This window comes from Pseudomonas sp. HPB0071, from assembly GCF_000478505.2.
GTDB lineage: Bacteria > Pseudomonadota > Gammaproteobacteria > Pseudomonadales > Pseudomonadaceae > Chryseomonas > Chryseomonas luteola.
Genome location: NZ_KI517369.1, coordinates 229,081 through 247,673, shown reverse-complemented (window position 1 = coordinate 247,673; position 18,593 = coordinate 229,081). Strand labels below are relative to the sequence as shown.

The following is an 18,593-nucleotide window of genomic DNA, read 5'->3' as shown; positions in this document are numbered from 1 at the left end:
AAAACTGCGACTATGCAATAGTGCCTAAAGGTGTCCCACACCTATTCCCCACAGCTCGCCTGCCTCAAACGGCTAGCTATGTCCCAGCGCCTGAGCCAGCGTCTGTCGGGCTACCTGAACAGGGCGATCCACCATTTCAGTGATGAGTGGCGAAAGGGATATGGCCGAGACGGCGCGCTCCAGCCGGTCAAGCGAATTAACCAGTGCCGGCGCAGCCCTGCACAAGGCATCGATACGTGCCATATCCTTTACCCGGATACCGGTGGCGTTCCACTGCTTGAGCAGCAGTGAGCCAAGGTCATCATCCAGACACAGGGCGCCAGCCCTCGCATGTGTCTCTTCAGGCAGATCAAACAGGCACAGCGGGCGACTATCCAGGCACAAGGCATGGTAGTGATCTGTCTTGTACTGCCCCTCGCTGATGGTCCCCACTGAGATTTCCTGAGCACTAACCCCCAGATAGCCAGCGAGGGACTTAAACCACGGGGCACTGGCTAGAGAGTGCGCCAGCCCAGACGCCATGCGGCTTTCAGGCTGGCCGCAGATGATAAACGGCCTGCCATCACACAGTACCGCTATACGCTGTTTGCCATCCACAAGCGACAGGCGTTTGAGCTTCAGGGGCGAGCCTGCCAGCGCTTCAATGACTCGGCTGGGCGCGAGAACACAGGTCTGCTCAGGATCAACCAGAGGCGTGGGCTCTTCCCGGATGGCCTCTTCACTTTCATCCTGAATCGGCTGACGTGCGGGCCTCGCCTGCTCCGGCACCACGCCATGGCTGGTGAATTTCTGGAACCATCCCGCTACATAGAGCCGCTCGCTGGTGACATTGGGACGGCCCTTGGCACCCAGCTCAATCAAGTCATGCTCGGCAAAGGCCAGTACGCGATCAACGAACCGTTTAATTTCACGCTCGCTGAGCGAATGTTTGGAGATATGGATGCCCCCTTCAAGTTTACCGGCATGGGGATTGAATTCACGTGCTTGTTGAAAGACGACTTCATTACGCCCGTTCTTCTTTAATAACCCTTCGGACGTTATCTCAAACGTAATAGTCTGAGAGCGCATGATCGTTCTTTTAAAATCAATTTCCGTAACTTTAAGCGAGGCCATGTCCAACATCACATCAACTACCTGCCCAGACTCCCTGACCTTTTGTTTAGTCTTGTAGGTGCGGTAGTGAACATTGCTGATACAACTGGTGAGAAGTGCCGGTTCCTTGATTGAATCAACAAGTGAGATAAACATGGCTGACCTGCCTGAACACTGGAAGTTATTTCCACTGTCTCATGCAAATCCGGTTATGCAAGTACTCCGAAGGGATAAAAGTTAACTAAGCTGGAAATAAAAAAGCCTGCGCGAGCAGGCCTTGATAATAAAAGGCAGATCAGGCCACACTTTCCTTTAATTGCTTGCCCGGCTTGAACGCCACTGACTTGCTGGCCGCAATTTCAATAGGTTTACCCGTTTGCGGATTGCGTCCGGTACGCGCCGCACGCTCCCTAACGGTAAAGGTGCCAAAGCCCACCAGCGCGACATCCTGACCGCTTTTCATGGCCTCGGTGACCGACTCGATCACGCTGTTAAGCGCAGCCTCGGCTTCCTTGAGCGTCAGCTGCCCCTTCTCAGAAATAGCCTTTACCAGTTCAGATTTGTTCATGCTGTTTCCTCTTGTGGTTGAGACGTTATACCCGATCCTGAGGCCTGCGTTCAAAGCAGGTGACTACAGTTTTCTGCTCGCCGTCCCGGATCAGGAGATACAGGAATTTGCTGGTCTCGTGTCCCCAGGTCTCCACCTCATCCACGCTGCCAAACTTGAATAGCTTGTGGCGCCTGATCCGCTCTGGCATGGGTACCAGCCTAAGTTCAGGATGCGAGAGCCTGCGTGCCAGGCTTGACCATGGACAGCGGGGTTTGCCACTGCTGACACGCTCAAAATAGGCATCTACTGCGTGCTGGGTGAGACTGATTCGGCCCAGGGCAGGCGTTTCCAGCATGACCTTGCACTGGCGATATTCTTCCGTGGGATAGACATACTCCACTTCGCCAAAGTCAGGGTCATCACGATTGAACGGCAGATCCCGCTCATTGGGCACCTGTGTCTTGGATCCATAGAGTCGACCCAGTAACGCCGCATAGGGATACAGGTGCTTGGGTGGAAGGCCATTACCCAGGATCTCAACCATGGCCTCATCCGTTACACTTAGATAAATACCGGCCCCTGTTATGGGGTAACGATTAAATACCTGCTTGAAGTAAAGAAGATGTCTAATGGCTACCAGTTCGACAGCCAGTTTGACATCCTTTATATAATCCTTGAATTGGACAGAAAGTACACCCTTCTTTTTGAGACCTGTCCACCAGTAGACAAGGTAACTACCATCTTCTGCCAATACCGTACGTGTACTTAATAACATCATGATAGCGTTCCCCGTCACCGGAAAGTATGTTTGATATAAACCTACCACCAAATTTCAGAATGCAAGTCATAATGTACCTCTTTGTAAAATTGTTAGCCCAAGAGACACTTTGCCGCTAGGCTGAATCTGCCCCTGACAACTAACCGGATTAATCAAGATGACATTATTGAATGAGTTTAAAGAAACGGAAGCAGAACTAAAGCGTTTGCAAGCGCGTCTGGAAGAACTGACTTCAAGCGAAGAACTTAAAAAGGATCTCCAATTTCTCGACGAGCTTAATGAGCTGATGGAGAAGTATGGCAAACGCCCACGTGATGTCGTTGCTGCGGTAGCGCCAGAACTCCTCCAACAGAAGGCCAGTGCTGCGCCAGCCGAGCAAAGCAATCCCCGCCGCGCCCGTAACATCAAGGTCTATCGGCATCCGGATACCAACGAGATCATCGAAACCAAGGGTGGCAACCACAAGGTACTCAAGCAGTGGAAAGCCAAGTACGGCGCCGACACCGTTGAGAGCTGGATGTCCATCAAGGACTAGGTCCGCTTCTGCTGGTCAGTTAGAAAAGAAAACCAGCCCGAAGGCTGGTTTCTTTTTGTCACTTAACAACAAGGTTGTAGCATTCCTTCCCGCATTTCTTCACCAGACGGTGAACGATGCGAGCCGCCATCGTGGCATACGGCCCTGCACAGGTCACAGGACCCTGAGCCGCATACTTTATGATGAACAGAATGCGCGCCTGTGTTTCCCGGGCATCGAAACGATCCCGGATCAGGGCAGCATAGTCCTGCTCGCTCCCCTCCCAGCCGGCCGGAGGCGCAAAAACGCCTCGTGTGGCCGAACCCGGAGTGGTGTCGAGCAGATCAGCAGGCAGGTGTGGATTGGAGTGCATGGCTTAACCTCCTACTACGCTGCGAAGAAGCGCCAGGCTCGGGAAACCCGAAATGCCCTGACGAATCATCACATCGTTCCAATCGATTCCTTTACTGCCGGAAGGGATCGGTGCGGTAGGAAGTATCACGATCACCCTGATACCCTGCTGCTGCAGACGCAGCTTGAGCCTCATGGCCGCCGATTCACCCGTGCAGGATCTGTCCTTGTCGGCCCAGACCAGTACTGTGTGAACCCCTGCTGGCGGGGTAAAGCCTTCAAGCAGTGTTGCATTGACCGTGCTCCAGGTAGCAATACCTGTTGCGCGGTACGCCGAGAGCGCTGTTTCCAGCCCTTCGGCAACACCAAGCACTCCATCAACCGGAGTACCCATCTGGATCGCCGCGCCTCTGATCGATTTCCCCTCGGGGACCGGCATCATCTTGCGCGGACTTTCTACATCGGCCTTGCTACCCGTACTGCTCAGGTAGGTTCGGTGAAGGGTCAGGATCTCACCCTTGTTGTCTACAATGGCGCAGATAAGCGCTGGAAACTTTCCTGTCTCAGCGTTGATTTCCCGCTCTTCCCCGGTCTCCATATCCACTTCCGTCACGGTTTCCCGGTACGGGAGTGCGGGATGAAAGCGTACGCAGTCATTGTCCAGCCAGTCAGCGCCAGCTCGCGGCAGCACCTTGCGTCCCTGCAAATACAACCGAGCAGGTTCGGCCATGGCTGAAGTCAACGGCAACGACTCACGCCAGTGACGCTCGACGTTCAGGCTGTTGTAGTCTGACCTCGACGCAGACACGGGCTTACTCTTCACCAGTGCAAGCTTGGGTTTTTCCGGCTCGATAATGATGGCCGGTGTCACCGGTGGAGCTTTCACAGGTTCAGGTTCAGGCTGAGGTTCATGCTCAATGACTTCGTAGTCAAAGCGCTCAGCTTCATAGGTAGGTGACTCATCCTCTGGCGAGGACTCCTCTGTGCCTTCCTGTTTTGCCTTGAGTGCCTCGGCGCGCGCCTTCAGATCAATGGGACCACGACGACCGGGTTTAACCAGTCGAGCCCACTCATCATTGCTCGCCTCCTTTACAGCCGCTTCACGAACCACAGCAGTTTCCTGCATGGCACGTGGAGCGTTGTGGTCCTCAGCTGCCTTTTCCCGCGGACGGGACTGGGCAGGACGAGGACGCCTCTCGGACGCCTCACGACGTTGATACCGTGGGGGTTCAGGATCAACCCTCAGGAACTCGGCAACCTCTACAAGCGCTTCCGGAAAGTCTATTCCCTTCACAAAGCAGAGCAGGGAAAGACCATCACCAAACGCACCGCAGCTGTTGCAGATCGCACCGCCTCGGACATTGAAGTCCTTGAACAGGCGAAACCCGTCCGTTCCACCATGGACCGGGCAAGGCACATGACGACCGAGTCTGGAGATGGCGCGTTCCAGATCAGGCGCCAGTGCCCGCATGATGCCTACCCATCCATACGCCGACGCCTGATCCTTGACCTTCCTGCTGTCGTAGAACTTGCGTGACTCTCTTGCTGCATTACCGTTCATACGCTCACCACTTGAGTTGGATTGTGTTGGCCCCAACCCGAAAGGGAGCCTTCCCCATAAAGGGGAAAGCCCCCTTTATGGGTGGGTAATTGACGTGGCTAACGAGCGGCCACGGATTGCACCTGCGCCTCAAACTCCATGAGGAGCCTTTCAGCACTGGCAAAGCAGATTTCGCCTGCGTTAAGCCTGCGAATCAGGTCGACCTTGTACATGCCGATCGCCCATTCCCTTGTCACGCTGAAGCGTTCGAGGGCACCACGAGAGATCCTGACGTAGCCGGCCATGATCAGGGATTCGAGCACCTGCTCTGGTGTGGCCCAGGTCATGTGCGCTTTCATCCCCTTGCTGTCGAAGTACTGCGCGCGATACATGCCGGGTGTTGATGGGTCAGGCATGATCACGGCGTAGCTGCGAAGCTTTGGATGTTCCAGCTCAAGGCCAAGCAGCTCACCGTTGGTCTCGGTCAGGATTGCTCGCCAGTGCCGGTTCATTACGACGGCCTTGGGCATCAGATGCCGGATAAACCAGTCGTTGGAAGTGCCTTCTGCAAGGCCCTGTTGTAGCTGTACAAAGTGCGGATGGTCGCTTACGTGGTTCATGGCTCTTCTCCAAAAAGAAGGGGCACGAACCCCCAGGGGGCTGTGCCCCATGGGGTATAAGCGGTATCGCTACCGCACCAGTCGTTGAACACGAACCTTTAACGCTTCCGGATCACATCCGCTTTCCTGCGCGCAGATGATGAAACTGAAGGGTGTCAGGTGATCGTCTTCAACCCACTCGATCCATTCGTCTCGGGTGGAATTACAGGTTTTCGTCGAAGCCAGTGCATGCAGGCCGTACTGAAGCATCCGCTGCCGGAGCAGGCTGATTTCTTCATCGGTCCACTGGATGCGACTCTGTTCCTCGGAGGAGGCGTCGAGTAGCTCTTCGAAAAACAGCAGATCCAGGCACAGCTGCAATTCATTGAAGCGTGCAAGGGCTCTTCTCATGGCGTGCTGCTCCAAATGAAGGGCAGCACGACCCCAGAGGGGCATGTCTGCCCCAAGGGGTTATTGAAATCACACGGCAACACCAGTCAACGCATCACTCATCAACTGGAACAGTGTGTGTTTAAGGTCATTTACGCTTTCGATCTGAATCGACGACGCAAAAAGCCCTGCTACCTTTGCACCTGTGCCGACACCAATACCGATCATCTCGATACCGCTGCGCTGGCAGAGCTGCACGACCTGCTGGCAGGACCCGACGTTATTGGGTTCGCCATCCGTTACCACCAACACCATTTTTCGTCGCTCCCGGGTCTTGCTCAGCTCGAAAGCCGAGTACCAGATCGCTTCGGTCATGGGTGTCCCGCCATCCGGTGAGAAACTGAACCGGCCTGCATTACGGCTGACCTTTTGTCCATGCTTCACCACACTCCAGACGGGCTGACGGCTGTTTTTGCAGAAGAACGTAACTGCCGGGTTTACCCCGTTGATCTTCTCCAACCCCAGCGCCAGTGCCATGGCGGCATCACGAGCAACCTCATAGACGTGTTCACCGGAAGGCATGAGCTTGTCCATGGACGAACTCATGTCTACCAGTAGATGAACCGCCGTATCAGGATGCTTTCGTTCAGCACTACGCCGAAACACGCGCGTATCGCCACTGACGAGCCGATGGAGCCGGTTCATGTCCAGATGCCTGCCGTGACGCCCCGGTGTATACCCGTTGCGCTGGCTGGCCTGAACCAGGCCCATGAGTTGCGACTGAATCCGACTGGATGCCGACGCAACCTGCTTAATCAACATCTCCCCGGACGCCTGATGATTTATCGCCTCAAGCGCTGTGGGTACGTTGATAACAGGAGCAGTTTGATCAGCACCGGCGTTGAGGTCAGCCCGAAGGGCATCTGTCTTGTCCTTGAGATGATCGTCTGCTCGTGCATCAAGGATTTGCTGGAGAACATTACCCCCGGCATTTCCAGCACCAGTACCAGAAGCCCCTACAGCTCTGTTTCTGGCAGGCTTGGGTTCGTCCGGTTCCTTTGGCTTCTTCTGCTCCTTCTGGGCTTCCTCTTCAACCATCCTGAGGACTTCCCGTGAGAGCACCAGCGCATCGGCCGTACTTTTCAGCTGCCCTGCTCGCCCCAACAACACCGCCAGACGAACCTGCACACCTTTCGGAATGACCTGTTCATAGACGGCTGTTGTGGCGACCAACGTGTCCTCGATAACGTGCTGCCCTACCACCTTGCATCGCAGGAAGTACAGGCAGTACGCCTCAAGTATCCTCGCAGGATGAGTATCCTGTGTCGGGGTCTCGAAATGCCTCTGATCAACCATGTACGCGGCTACCGCATTAAGCGTTCTGGCTGTGCCCGGATAGAGCTTTATCATCTCGCGCTCAATCCGGCAGTCCTCAAAGATGTTGAGCATCGCTCCCAGAAAAGCTGAGCAAGTCCCGGCATCTCTAACGTCATCAAAGTTAGTCATCCTGACGTGCGCGGCTTCATGTGCAAGGTAGCCCCAGAGAGCATCCCCAAACCTGTCGCCTTGTACGTTAGGTACCACAATGGTCTGGCCATCAGTCATCGCCTGCTGGCCACCCACGATTACCTTCACACCAAACTTCTCGCCATACGCAGCCGCCACGATGGGTAGTGCCGCGAAAATGCTCTGGGAAGCCTTGCTGGAAGCAGTTGCAGTCATGTCAAACCTCATTTTTTGAAAAAAGGAGGACAGACCATCCCCAGTAGCGGGAATGGCCCGCCATGGGGGGAAAGAAACAGCTACTAGAGGTAGTAGTTGTCCTCAAGCTCGGGCATTTCGAACGCCGGAGCATTCGAAGGCTGAGCCTGTGTTACCGGTTGTGCCACATCCTTGACCGATGACTCGGAAAGAGGTGATGCAACCGTAGGTGAAACAACCGCGGAATCTGCCGGAGCAGGTGCCGCAGGCTTCTTCACAGCCCTGTCAAAGAACGAATCCATATCATGGAGAAGCTCGTCCAGATCAAAGCTCTGTTGAACAGGCTTGCCTTGTCCAGGCACCAAAGGAGCCGATGCCGGGGATTCAACTGCCGTAGGTACTGCTTCCGGCAGGATCTCAAGGATCTCAAGCGCGTAATCCTCAGCGACAAGCAGGGACGGGGTCTCTGCATGCTGACGAGGATCAAAGAAGGCAAATACCACATCCTTGAGTGCCAGCTCGCATACCTGACCCTTGGCGTCATGCTGAACATAAAGCTCAGCATCGAACGGTTGGGACCAGAGGATTTCACGCGAGCCGAGACGTCCAGTCCTTACTCGTGCACGAGTTCCATTGACGATTGAGGGAAATGTTCCTTGAGCTACCGTGGGCAGCTGTAGAGGAATATCAACGTCAAAGGCGTCGTCGTCAGGCTGAGCAGCAATATTGCCGTCTGCAAAGTCCTTCATCTTCGCCTGATCACACAGGATCGTGACGACCGAATGGATCTGAAAGAAGAATGGTGCACCGATGGGGCCTTGATCAGCGTGCTGATCGTAGCCATCAACGGTTTCCCTGAGCAGTCTTACGACAGGCTCGAAAACCCGGTTCAGAAAGCTCAAACCATCCACCTTGTCAGCCAGGCATTCCAGACGCTTGCGGGTACGGACACTGATCTCAGCCTTACCACGAAGGTACTTCTGATAAAACTCGTCCGCTTCCGTTTCGATTTCCCGAAACAGTTGACCTGCAAGGCCCTTGGTCTGGTCTGCCAGACGCTTCTCAGCGTTTGGCTCGCCGGACACCGGCTGGATATGAAACACCTGATAATCGAACTTCAGACGTTTCTCTACGCTACTGCGGTCCAGTACGCCGTTACGAATAGCCTCTTCGTAGCCGACATTGTTCGCAATCCAGTTCTGGATAGAACTGTCGTAGTTGCCCAAAAAAGCCTGCTTTTCCTGCTCGAAGGTGATTCGAGCCGTCTCAAGCTTGCCCAGTATTTCCGAAAGCTTGCTGCGAGGAACGGCCCATCCGGTCAGGAAAGGAAGTCCATAGCCCTCCAGCATCCGGCGTGTCGCACCGCGAAGCGAGCGAAACACCTTGAGCGATGCCGGATCGCAGATCGTCTTGTTACCCAGCTGAGCCACACGGTCAGGGGGTAGCTCGCCGCCTTCACCCAACTTGATATCCTTGTCTTCCAGGCGAACCTGTCCGCTCCAGATATCGTAGTCAGCGTTCACAACGACCAGCTCTTGCAGTAATGCCTTGTCAACTGTCATGGATATATCCTCGGAAAGCCGCAGACATATCCAGCCCATACGGGACAGATATGCCCCGGTAGGGTGGTTGAAGGTGTCGCTAAAAGGTCTTGCTAAAGGGTGTCGCTAATCTTGCATCGTTAGGAGGTATGCAGCCTCTTTTCGCTCCACAGGGGAGAGAAATCTTCTTTCCGCAGCGCCCTTGTCAGGACGCTCTGGAAAGGCGAGCAAAGCTCGCCTACTGCATCAGTTCAGGTAAAAGGACTCCGGCTCAGCCGAGGCGTGTTCAAGAGGGGCCAATACCGACGCTTCCACAACACTTTTGGGCGCCAGCTCCTCACGAACCGTGACTCGAACGCGATCCGAGGTCTTTTTCCGGTACTTCTCGAAATCCACCATCTGTTGTACACGGGGATTGGCATCGATCGCCTTCTTGTAGTCGATCTGGCCCTGAACCTTGAAGCGGGTGATCTGAACACCGGCATAGTCGGCCTTCATGAAGTCACTCATCATCTCGGTCATGGTTTCAAGATGCTTGTCCTGCCAGGCTTCAAGGTCCTTTATCTGAGCCTTGAGTCCAGCAATACGCGCCTCATACAACCGATAATGTTCCGACTCGTAGATCCAGCGGGTGGCTTCCTCACCTAACGGCAGATAGAAGTCCTTTTCCGGATCCTTGGGCGGTTCATTACGCAGGCTTACGTCCTGCCAGAAGCCTTGAGCCTCGGTCATGAGCTGCGCGAGCAGGTCACGGTCAAGGGGGATCTCAAAGATCTGCAGCGGATCATTGCCGTGCCAGAAGACCAGCCAACCGCGGCGGGACCCTGTACACAGCATCTGGTGCTGCACCTGACAGTAGTAGAGCTGGTACGCCTCCGATTCGGTACCGAGCCGGCAGACCTCCTCCCACGTCTTGTCGGAAGGACACTTGAGCTCGACCGGCTCGCCAGCGTTGTTAAGACCGTCCAGGGAGGCTCGCAGGAGCATGTTCCTGTCCGACTCGACACATACCGGCAACAGCAGATCACCGGTATGGTCCTCAAAGGCCTTTCGGGCATCGTCCTCGTGCTTGATGCCATAGCGCACCAGAGGATTACCGGAAAGGTCCACTTCTTCACAGTACCCAACCTTCTCGGCCCACAAACGCCAGCGGGTCTTGTAGGGGCTGCGTCCCAGAAGAATGCAGGCGTCGGTTGCGGTAATACCGCTCTTACGCCAGTTAAGCCATTCATCAGAGCCTTGCGACAGATTGATGATGTTGTAGCCCATGTGCTCTACCTCTTTTAAGTGATGCGAAAAAAAGGGGGAGCACCCCATAGGGGAATACTCCCCCAGTGGGTGGGTTTACTTACTCAAGGATTCACGGGATATAGGCGCCTTCGGCGTCTTCCAGTGAGTCCTTGATGTCAGCGAAGAGCCCGGCAAATTCCGAGTCCTGCTCTGACATGTCATGAGCCGTCTGATCCATCCCAGATTCAGCCTCGTGGGCATCATCAAAGGATTCATCAGACTGCGTGGTCTGTACACCTGAGGTCACATCCTCGGCAGACACGGGGTCGGCCTCGGGTATGGCTTCGGTTGCACTGCATAGCTCAGCCTCACGCAGGCGGTTGATGGCGTATTCACGCTCAGCCCCTGAGAAACGCTTCCCTAGCCACTCATAAGCGCTCTGCCAGGCATTTACCGGCTTGGCGCGCTCAATCAGGCGATCAACAACAATCCCGATATTCAAGCACTGTCCAGTAGACAGAGCCGGTTCGGCTGTTGCCCTGGCTTCTCCCTCAACGACTCGACTGACCTTGTTGCTGATGTCGACTTCGCTGATACGTTCGGCCTCGTCCTGATCAAAGATCCCGACAAACCCAAACGCAAGCCGTGCACACTGGATCATGGCCTTGTGACGATGCATCCGCTTGGGGTGCGTACGCCAGGGCCCGTCGATGTTGCGATAGACCTCATCCAGATACTCACGAACAATCGTGGGATGTTCCTTGTCCCGGCGATACATCACGCACTCGATCCATTCATGGGCATCCACTTTCGCACCATCAGGTCTCACCATGGACGCGGAGTAGTTAAACGTCATGCCCTGATACTCAGGATGTGAGTTCACGATCCGCGACCAGCCATCTACACCCACAACCGGAACAATCCCGTTGTTACGGTCCGGAAAGGCATAGATCTCCTTGGTGAAGGGGTTAAGCTGGTACTGCTCGGCCACAGTCATCAGTGCCATCATCTGCACGTCGGTTGGACCTGAACCGTTCCGCTGCTTGAAGGCTGTCGCTTTCAAGGTAGTCATCAGTTTCGTTTCATCTACGCCATATCGCTCAGCTACTCGGGTAAGCAATCGCTTGCCTTTGGCTTCGGACAGGGTTTCAACGTTTTGAACTGTTTGTGTTGCCATTTCAGTGCTCTCCATACAAAAAAGACAGAGGCACTGCCCCTGACAAGGGAGTACCCCTGCCGGGAATCGCCAGTAATGGCGATGGTTAAGTCACGCTATTTAAGGCCAAGCCTCATGGCATCTCTGACAAAATCAGCATGCAATACACGATCAGGCCGCTGGTTGAAGTACTCACCCAGAAAACCTACATCTGTCTCAAGCTGCTCCGAATCGTCCGCTTCAAGCAGGAGCTCAACCTCAAGCCCTGCTTTCTCTAGATCCCTTGCAGCCTTGATCAGCATCAGCAGGGGACGATAGCTACCCACGGTAACGCCTATTTCGCCGTGTCCAGTCAACGTCTCAATACGGATGCTGCTCCAGTTACTCCAGGTCCAGGTTCCTGTTGCGCTGTTATGGTTATAACCGCGCGGTGCCAGCAAAATGGTGTCTTCAAACCAATCACCGTCGTACAACATGTACGGCAGATCGGATTGAGCAATACCCAACCTGCTGTGGGACTTACTGAACGAATCGACCAGTACATTGCGCATCCGGGGAAAGCTTTCCGGCGCTTGCGCATGCCGGAACCACCAACAGATATCAACGTTAACCAGGGACGCTTCGTTACCCACACAAGAGGTTTCAGCAATCTGATTCATAAGTACCCTCCTCACTCAAAAAGAAGGGGGTACCCACCCAAAGGGGTAAGTACCCCTGTTGGGAATCGCTGTTGCCAGCGACGGTTATAAGTAGAAGTCCTCTCCAGCCACACTTTCGAGCTGAGCGGCCCATACCGACTTATCCAGATCCAGGGTCATGGCATCGGCAATGAATCCACCCAGCACAGCAGGATCAGGACAGTTCTGATCTATGAACTGAGTCAGGGCCATGTAGCTTGCCTCGATCACTTCAAAGTCAGCGGTAGCACTAAGCAAAATCTCCAGCAGATAGCCTGCCTGCTTTACATCCCGCACTGCTTTCAGCAGGAGTAGAAGCGGACGATAGACGCCATCCTCCAGATCGATTTCACCTGAACCGTTCAAGCTCTCAGGGCAGACGTTGTTATCTCCAGCCCCAGGGCTACCCAGCATTGCCCGTGTAATGGAGGCCTTTTCCAGATCATCCCGGTACAGCAGATGAGACTCATGGGGCCTTGCAATACCCAGTAATTCCAGAGAATCCATAAACGAGTCGACAAACACCTGGCCAACCGCAGCCAGTTCCTTGCCAGACACCGTATTGGACAGCATCCAGTTGACATTGCATGAGCGTTCGGAGGTTGCACTTACCACAGGGGTATCCTCCTTAGGCCCATTCGCTGCCAAAGACATCTGATGCTAATCGGATGATCGCCGTTACTTCCTCGGGCTTGGCACGACGCAGGAGCGCCATTTCAAGACCGTACTTCAAAGCAGTGGGATGTCCCTTGAACATGCAGGTAAGCGTGGCCCAGCGCTTCAATGTCCGGGTGGACATCGTGACGCTGATACTGCCGCCCTGACCGTTTTCGCCCTTGAACAACTGGCGAACATGCTGGGCTACCTTGATCATGCCGTTACGCAGGATGGCCGGAAGCTTTGGAAAGGCTGACTCAAGAATGAGGGCATCCACGGCTTCGTCATAATCCACGACAGCAACACGATAACGGTCCATTGACGCGATGTTTTGCATGGAGATGCCCTGATACAGCCCCGAGGCGTCACCTTGCCCAACAGAGTTACCCGTAGCCACCACCCTGAACATCGGATGAGGCTTGATGATCTCGCCGGCGTTCTGAGCGATCACCAGAGGGCGACCTTCCAGAATGTCGTTAAGACCTGAGAGCTCCGAAGGGTCCATCATGTCGATTTCATTGATCAGGAGCACATGTCCATGCTTCATGGCCAGAGCCAGAGGCCCGTGCATGAACTGCATGGTGGGTGCTGCGCCAGGTGTCGCGCTCACAAGAGCGTGATGCCCGATCAGATCAGACAGCTCCATACGTCCGTGAGCTGTTACCTGCTGAACCGGCCAGTTAAGCCGACCGAGTACCTCGGTGATACCACTGGTCTTGCCGGAGCCCGTAGGCCCGGTGACGTAGTAGGCATCGCCATCAGGTTGGTGCAGAAATGCCCGAAACTCGATTACAAATTCCTTGCGGAACACATAGGACGAGTTGATCTCGGGGATAAAAGGGTTGGTGGTATCCGCAAAGCCCATGATCGACGCATTATCACGCACTTCGATATTGAACGTGGACGCCAGCGGAAACTTAACCAGACCGTTGTTTGTTGCTTGCATGGTGAGACTCCAGAAAACGGGCACACCAGCTCCTTGGGGAGTCAGGTGACGCCCCGAGGGGTTGAAGGGAAACGCTAAAGGGTGGTGCTAAAAGAGATTTCTAATCTTGCATCGTTGGGAGGTATGCAGCCTCTTCTTTACTCACGGGGAGTAAAAAACCGGATCACGCAAAGGCACTGGAGGCCAGTACGCTTGGGGGATCAGGTTAGCCGATGCTGGAAAGCCGCTGGGGGCTTGGAGGGGTATCGTCTGATCCGTCACCCCAGGGGGATGAACAGATCAGAGCGATACCGGAGGAGACATTACACAGAGATCAAGAGACCCCGGCGCAAGTAGGTAGGCTTCTCTAAGTGGTCCCAATTCATGCTCTCGTTGGAGAAGCAGGGCGTTGCGACCGCTTCCACAACATCAGCCGGAGCTGGCGCCGCAGGAGCCTTTACTTTACGAGTAAGCAGATGCTGGATCAAAGCCCAGCTTCTTTTACCAATAACACATGCCAGTTTACGACTGAGCTTACCCAGCCGTCGCAGTCCGAGGACGATGCCTTGTTCAAGTGTCTGGGTCAGCCATACGCAGTACTTGACGAGCAAGTAAGCCACACCAAAACCTATACCCAGAATGAACACTACAGCGCCTACAAACAATACGAGGTGAAGTATTGAATACATGGTGAGTTTCCTTCAGTGAAGGGGGTACTCACCAGTGTCTGGGAGTGGTCCCCCAGATTGGGAATATTGCTGAAGCTTAAAGTGGTAGCAGCCACTATCAGTTCGCAGAGCGAGTGATAGATTTACAGTAGCGTATTTTTTGAAAGGCAAAAGCTGTGGTTGATACCCGCGCGGGCACGAACTTGAAGAAAAATGCTCGAGCACTTAGCTACGATAGCCGAAGGTCAACAATCTTTATGCTAAAGCCAGGCCGCAGATGGAGCAGTCGCACTCAGTTAATACCTGCCTTGGCAAACTCAATATAGCGAGCAGGCTTGAAAGTCGTATCATTGGCTCCTCCATAAATCATGAAAAGGATTTTGAATGACTGAAATCAAGGAAATTGATGAGAGCATTAGAGAGCAACTGGCTGAACTGGATCAGACTGCTCGCACCCATCTCTCCATAGCTTCTGATGAGTTACCTGATCAGGTTGTAGCAACCATTACCGAGTTCATTCGGGAGGCTAAAGAGACTGGACTATCACTTGATGATGACATGATCTTTGCTCTTGGAGCACTACTGGGTAACCAGTACGTCCGGGGTCTAGGATGGCATTGGGGAGATGTAACGTGGGACCTTGATACTGCCGCGATTGGAGTGCTCAGCCCTGATAACTCATGTTTCAATAACCCGATTGGATGGGTAACTCAAACCCTCGAGTCGAGTGGCGGTGTTCCCTTCATGTTGAGTTACAACATGATCAAGGCCAACAGTATTCCTGTGTTTGAGCCTGATAGCGCTACGGGCCTGTATTAAATAGGCGTGAACACACTCTCTTCCTAGAGCATGGCTCGCTACAAATTGTGGACATAAAAAAACCGCCCAGAGGGCGGTTTTTTGATATTGCGTATCACCCTAGATAGTACAGCGCCAGGATGGTCAGAACAGAGGTGGCTCTAACAGAACCGACAACGGCGGCTATGTCTTGCCAGGTAATCCGGGAAGCCTTTTCGTAGCGGGCATTGCTCTCGGCTTCTTCCCTTCGGAGTTCCCTTTCCAACTCTTCCTGCATATCTGAAACGCTTTTCATAATTCGAGCCTCAACCAGTAGAAGGCAAAAAAAAAAGCCCCTAGAAGGGGCTTTTTGTTTCAAGCATCAGGAATGCCGTTCGCGAAGCACCTTGCGGGCTTCTGATTCAGAACGCTTCTGGCACCATAGTGCGTACAAACCCGTACCCCCCATGGTAAAAAAGATAATCGCAAAGACTAATAGACCAGCTGCTGTTTGGCTCATCTCTCAGTCCTCCTTTGTTAGGTAGATGCCTAAAACCCATAGGCCTGCACCCAACAATGTAGCGCAGATGGATAGAACAGTCGAGGCACTCACAAAGACGCTGATCAGGCCTGCTGCTACAGCCGTCGTACCGATTTTCCGCAGATCTTCGGCAACAGCTTTAAACCGAACGGTGGTGATCATAGTGTCGCTCCTTAATCTCAGAGCGCACTTTTCCCCGGACAGGGCAGTGACGCCCCGAGGGGTTATTAAAAAACATCTAAAGGATGTTGCTAATTTTGCATTGTTAGGAGGTATGCAGCCTCTTTTCGCTCCACAGGGGAGTGAAACCGATCAACCAAAGGCACGGAGCGACAACTCGGACCCAGGGTACTTGGCGGATCGGTTTCAAGAGGGAAAGGCAAAGCCAGACGCACGAGAAAAAGCGCGGGCTGGTGGTGCGATAACGTTGAGCACAATGCTCACGTGGTGCTGCTTAAAGGATGCTGAGGCTTAACGTGGTAGCTGCCACGTGAAAGCAAGAGTAGCGTATTTTTCTGTGTTGAACAGCGGTGGTTGATACCCGCGCGGGCACGGGAACTTAAAAAGTTCTAGCAGGTGCAATCAAGCATGTGAAGCACCGTGGGCGTTAATACAGCTGTACCCGCCAACGACCTTGAGCCGACTTGCATCCAGAGGTTTCGGGGGTACGGTAGTAGTGACATTACCGGAGAACTTCAAATGCAAGATCCAGCTATCCCAGACACAGAACGCTGGCCTACCACTGTTGAGGCGGCTGTCGAGCAGCTCCTGGCCATGCTCAGTGAAGAATCCAAGAGTACCGTTCGCGAAATGCCGGAAGAAGAGCTGATCCATTGCCACTATGGGTTGGGCATGGCCATCCGCAACGAATTCGGCCTCTGGAAGGGAAACGAGAAGCTGCTCAAGGCTGCCTGTCCAGCGGGAGGGCACCCTGACGATGCCTCGATGGCTATCATTCGGGCGCTATGGGTTTGGCTTCGTTCAAAGCAGGTCATAGAAGGCGTCTACCAGACCCTCCATTAACGTGTACGGAATGCAGGACAAGTCCAGGACCGCCGATCTGTCAAACCGAATTTTCGAAAATATTTGACCCCAAAACCCGTGGTTGGTACCCGCGCGGGTATCAACCACGAGGCTTTGGACGGCATTTCCTGTAGTACGGTGATCCTTGCACTAATCCACAGGGGTTGCCTTATGAACGATATGACCATTCCGCCCGGTTCAATACCCGAGCCATCAGGAAAAAAGACCATTCAGCTCACCCGCACGTCGGTTATGCCCAGCAGCTATTCCCGGCCCATACTGCGACGGTCAATTGAGGTTGCCTCTGACCACGCGCAAAAAATGTTTGAACGTACTTTCAGTCGCACCTCCTATTCGTGCTTTTCCATTGAAGTGATCCTGCAGATCATTGGAGAGGAAAAGTTAGTCGACAAGGCGCTTCTGACCATCAGTAAACTCATCAAGAACAGTGAAGATCTGATCGACAAGCAGATTGCTCAGATTACCGAACTCAACAAGAAGCATGAGCTTGATGAGAATTCCGGCTACTCGAATCCGGCCATCTACCATGCAGACATTACAAGTCCTCTGGCCATGCAGTACGCCAAACTGCTGCTCAAGTTCGACCACATGGTCAAGATGATCGACGTCCTGTGGATGAATGGCTTTCTGGAGTCACGTCAGCGTACCAAAGCCCTGCATGACTGGCGCAACAATATCTCTCGCCTTTCCAGCCGCATCATCAGCATCGAGAAAAATGCCCGCATTGACGCTCACAAGCGGGGCAAGCAGGAGGAGGTAGACAAAACCGCTCCTGCGCGAGCAGATGAAAACGATGCCGCCGCCTCGTTGAACGAAGCAATGAACCCTCAGGACGGTATTGACGATGCGCTGCCGGGAGCCAGCGAGTCCAGTCCAGGGGACTTGAGAAAGAAAGGTGATCCCGATTCTGAGGACGACCTTACAGAGCCGGTGCCGGTTTAGGCGAGATCAATGAAGAGTGTCTATATTGAGCGGCTTAGGTCGCTCTTTTTTTGGCGCCAGACTTGCTCACAGGACATCTACTGGTAGTTTCAAGGGAACGGGGGAGAACAGCCATGAACACATTAAAGATTGCATCTGTACTGCTGACCGCGGCCATCATGACCGGATGCGCCAGCACTTCTTCAGAGCCTACCGGCAGTTATGCCAGGCAGGTAGCAACCGCAGGCGGACTACGCCTTGAGGATCAGAAGGTACCCAAGGCCGAGTACGACGCCTCGTTGAGTTCTGTAACCGACGCCGGCCTTAACACAAGCGTGCTGGCCTCCTCCCATGGCTTCAACATGGGCGGTGGTGCTGCGCTTGGAGTAGGTTTGGCTGCGTGGTTGTTTAGCCCTGCGGCACCGGAGCAAAAAGATGCAGTGATAGCATTCGCGCCGATGAGTCTGGGGAACAAAGACCAGGCCTCAGACAAGTTCGCGAAAATGGTAGGTGAGGCTTACAAGAAGGCCTTTGAAGAGATGGACGGTTTCGTAGCCTCTGCGGTTGGATACCAAGACTTCCTTGGCAAAAGATATTTAGTAGCTGGGGTTGGTCCGGGCTGTGCAAAAAGTGCCGATTCGCCTGATAGAAAATGTGTCTTTAAAGCAAGATTAAAAAGCCCAGATGTTTATCAAGCCCCTAAAGCTTTAATGACAGCCGAGAAAAAGGTTTACCGTTTCAGTGCTAAAGATGAAGTTCTTTTTGAAAGTACATACGACGCTGATGCTTTTGACAAGCAGTCTTTCCTGCTAAACGTAAGCAAGCATCTTCCTGACTGGGCATATGTCTACGCTGCGCCGGTGCGTAAGGTCTCGCCACCCATGATTTTTCATAAGGGCAAGGTTCACTATTTTGTCGTACCTGAAGCTTAACCGAGGCTC

Annotated in this window: 21 protein-coding genes and 1 pseudogene; 5 read left to right on the top strand and 17 right to left on the bottom strand. The window is 53.8% G+C overall.

The features are described from left to right. Positions 1 to 72 precede the first annotated feature (72 nt). The 3 genes from HMPREF1487_RS24080 to HMPREF1487_RS24070 all read right to left on the bottom strand — a co-directional run bounded on the left by HMPREF1487_RS24080 (position 73) and on the right by HMPREF1487_RS24070 (position 2,420). A complete protein-coding gene (locus tag HMPREF1487_RS24080) occupies positions 73 to 1,068 on the bottom strand; it encodes a hypothetical protein (protein WP_154982415.1) in 996 nt (331 codons plus the stop codon). A 319-nt stretch (positions 1,069 to 1,387) separates the two neighbouring features. After that, on the bottom strand, positions 1,388 to 1,696 hold the full coding sequence (locus HMPREF1487_RS24075; protein WP_256205785.1) for an HU family DNA-binding protein: 309 nt from the start codon (positions 1,694 to 1,696) through the stop codon (positions 1,388 to 1,390). Beyond that, the gene (locus HMPREF1487_RS24070) at positions 1,686 to 2,420 is read right to left on the bottom strand and encodes a hypothetical protein (RefSeq protein ID WP_010799397.1); all 735 of its coding nucleotides are present in this window, start codon (positions 2,418 to 2,420) and stop codon (positions 1,686 to 1,688) included. Before HMPREF1487_RS24070 ends, HMPREF1487_RS24075 begins: the two co-directional genes overlap by 11 nt. 157 nt (positions 2,421 to 2,577) lie before the next feature. Here HMPREF1487_RS24070 and HMPREF1487_RS24065 point away from each other — a divergent pair, with 157 nt between their 5' ends. Then, the gene (locus HMPREF1487_RS24065) at positions 2,578 to 2,955 is read left to right on the top strand and encodes a histone-like nucleoid-structuring protein, MvaT/MvaU family (RefSeq protein ID WP_010799396.1); all 378 of its coding nucleotides are present in this window, start codon (positions 2,578 to 2,580) and stop codon (positions 2,953 to 2,955) included. Between the two features lie 58 nt (positions 2,956 to 3,013). Here HMPREF1487_RS24065 and HMPREF1487_RS24060 read toward each other — a convergent pair whose 3' ends face one another. The 12 genes and pseudogenes from HMPREF1487_RS24060 to HMPREF1487_RS24005 form a co-directional block, all read right to left on the bottom strand. After that, on the bottom strand, positions 3,014 to 3,307 hold the full coding sequence (locus HMPREF1487_RS24060; RefSeq protein WP_010799395.1) for a hypothetical protein: 294 nt from the start codon (positions 3,305 to 3,307) through the stop codon (positions 3,014 to 3,016). Positions 3,308 to 3,310: 3 nt separating this feature from the next. Next, a complete protein-coding gene (locus tag HMPREF1487_RS27035) occupies positions 3,311 to 4,846 on the bottom strand; it encodes a DUF7146 domain-containing protein (protein WP_010799394.1) in 1,536 nt (511 codons plus the stop codon). A gap of 98 nt (positions 4,847 to 4,944) precedes the next feature. Next, a complete protein-coding gene (locus HMPREF1487_RS24050) occupies positions 4,945 to 5,445 on the bottom strand; it encodes a hypothetical protein (RefSeq protein WP_010799393.1) in 501 nt (166 codons plus the stop codon). A 69-nt stretch (positions 5,446 to 5,514) separates the two neighbouring features. After that, positions 5,515 to 5,835: a hypothetical protein gene (locus tag HMPREF1487_RS24045; protein ID WP_010799392.1), complete on the bottom strand. Its 321-nt coding sequence runs from the start codon at positions 5,833 to 5,835 to the stop codon at positions 5,515 to 5,517. Between the two features lie 69 nt (positions 5,836 to 5,904). After that, positions 5,905 to 7,536, bottom strand: a complete 1,632-nt coding sequence (locus HMPREF1487_RS24040; protein ID WP_010799391.1) for a VWA domain-containing protein — start codon at positions 7,534 to 7,536, stop codon at positions 5,905 to 5,907. Positions 7,537 to 7,619: 83 nt separating this feature from the next. Continuing rightward, the gene (locus HMPREF1487_RS26495) at positions 7,620 to 9,077 is read right to left on the bottom strand and encodes a DUF3150 domain-containing protein (protein ID WP_010799390.1); all 1,458 of its coding nucleotides are present in this window, start codon (positions 9,075 to 9,077) and stop codon (positions 7,620 to 7,622) included. A 225-nt stretch (positions 9,078 to 9,302) separates the two neighbouring features. Continuing rightward, the gene (locus HMPREF1487_RS24030; RefSeq protein ID WP_010799389.1) at positions 9,303 to 10,325 is read right to left on the bottom strand and encodes a YqaJ viral recombinase family nuclease; all 1,023 of its coding nucleotides are present in this window, start codon (positions 10,323 to 10,325) and stop codon (positions 9,303 to 9,305) included. A gap of 322 nt (positions 10,326 to 10,647) precedes the next feature. Next, positions 10,648 to 11,463 (bottom strand): annotated as a pseudogene (gene bet, locus HMPREF1487_RS24025) (phage recombination protein Bet); the annotation flags it as partial. Positions 11,464 to 11,558: 95 nt separating this feature from the next. Next, positions 11,559 to 12,101, bottom strand: coding sequence for a hypothetical protein (locus HMPREF1487_RS24020; protein WP_010799387.1), 543 nt, complete (start codon positions 12,099 to 12,101; stop codon positions 11,559 to 11,561). An 84-nt stretch (positions 12,102 to 12,185) separates the two neighbouring features. Next, complete coding sequence (locus tag HMPREF1487_RS24015) at positions 12,186 to 12,734, bottom strand: hypothetical protein (RefSeq protein WP_010799386.1); 549 nt, start codon at positions 12,732 to 12,734, stop codon at positions 12,186 to 12,188. 13 nt (positions 12,735 to 12,747) lie between these two features. Continuing rightward, positions 12,748 to 13,722 carry an AAA family ATPase gene (locus HMPREF1487_RS24010; RefSeq protein WP_010799385.1) on the bottom strand — a complete coding sequence of 325 codons (975 nt, stop codon included), beginning with the start codon at positions 13,720 to 13,722 and terminating at the stop codon, positions 12,748 to 12,750. Positions 13,723 to 14,024: 302 nt separating this feature from the next. Next, a complete protein-coding gene (locus tag HMPREF1487_RS24005) occupies positions 14,025 to 14,390 on the bottom strand; it encodes a hypothetical protein (protein WP_010799384.1) in 366 nt (121 codons plus the stop codon). A 363-nt stretch (positions 14,391 to 14,753) separates the two neighbouring features. Between HMPREF1487_RS24005 and HMPREF1487_RS24000 the strand changes: the two genes are divergently transcribed. Continuing rightward, positions 14,754 to 15,188: a translin family protein gene (locus HMPREF1487_RS24000; RefSeq protein ID WP_010799383.1), complete on the top strand. Its 435-nt coding sequence runs from the start codon at positions 14,754 to 14,756 to the stop codon at positions 15,186 to 15,188. Positions 15,189 to 15,282: 94 nt separating this feature from the next. On the opposite strand, the gene HMPREF1487_RS23995 is transcribed toward HMPREF1487_RS24000, so the two are convergent. Beyond that, complete coding sequence (locus HMPREF1487_RS23995; RefSeq protein WP_010799382.1) at positions 15,283 to 15,462, bottom strand: hypothetical protein; 180 nt, start codon at positions 15,460 to 15,462, stop codon at positions 15,283 to 15,285. Positions 15,463 to 15,669: 207 nt separating this feature from the next. After that, positions 15,670 to 15,849 carry a hypothetical protein gene (locus tag HMPREF1487_RS23990; RefSeq protein ID WP_010799380.1) on the bottom strand — a complete coding sequence of 60 codons (180 nt, stop codon included), beginning with the start codon at positions 15,847 to 15,849 and terminating at the stop codon, positions 15,670 to 15,672. Positions 15,850 to 16,386: 537 nt separating this feature from the next. Here HMPREF1487_RS23990 and HMPREF1487_RS23980 point away from each other — a divergent pair. From HMPREF1487_RS23980 to HMPREF1487_RS23970, 3 genes are all read left to right on the top strand, one after another. Then, complete coding sequence (locus HMPREF1487_RS23980) at positions 16,387 to 16,710, top strand: DUF6794 domain-containing protein (RefSeq protein ID WP_010799379.1); 324 nt, start codon at positions 16,387 to 16,389, stop codon at positions 16,708 to 16,710. 321 nt (positions 16,711 to 17,031) lie between these two features. Next, positions 17,032 to 17,673, top strand: coding sequence for a hypothetical protein (locus HMPREF1487_RS23975; protein ID WP_256205781.1), 642 nt, complete (start codon positions 17,032 to 17,034; stop codon positions 17,671 to 17,673). Positions 17,674 to 17,786: 113 nt separating this feature from the next. Continuing rightward, positions 17,787 to 18,584 carry a hypothetical protein gene (locus HMPREF1487_RS23970; protein ID WP_010799377.1) on the top strand — a complete coding sequence of 266 codons (798 nt, stop codon included), beginning with the start codon at positions 17,787 to 17,789 and terminating at the stop codon, positions 18,582 to 18,584. Positions 18,585 to 18,593: the final 9 nt, after the last annotated feature.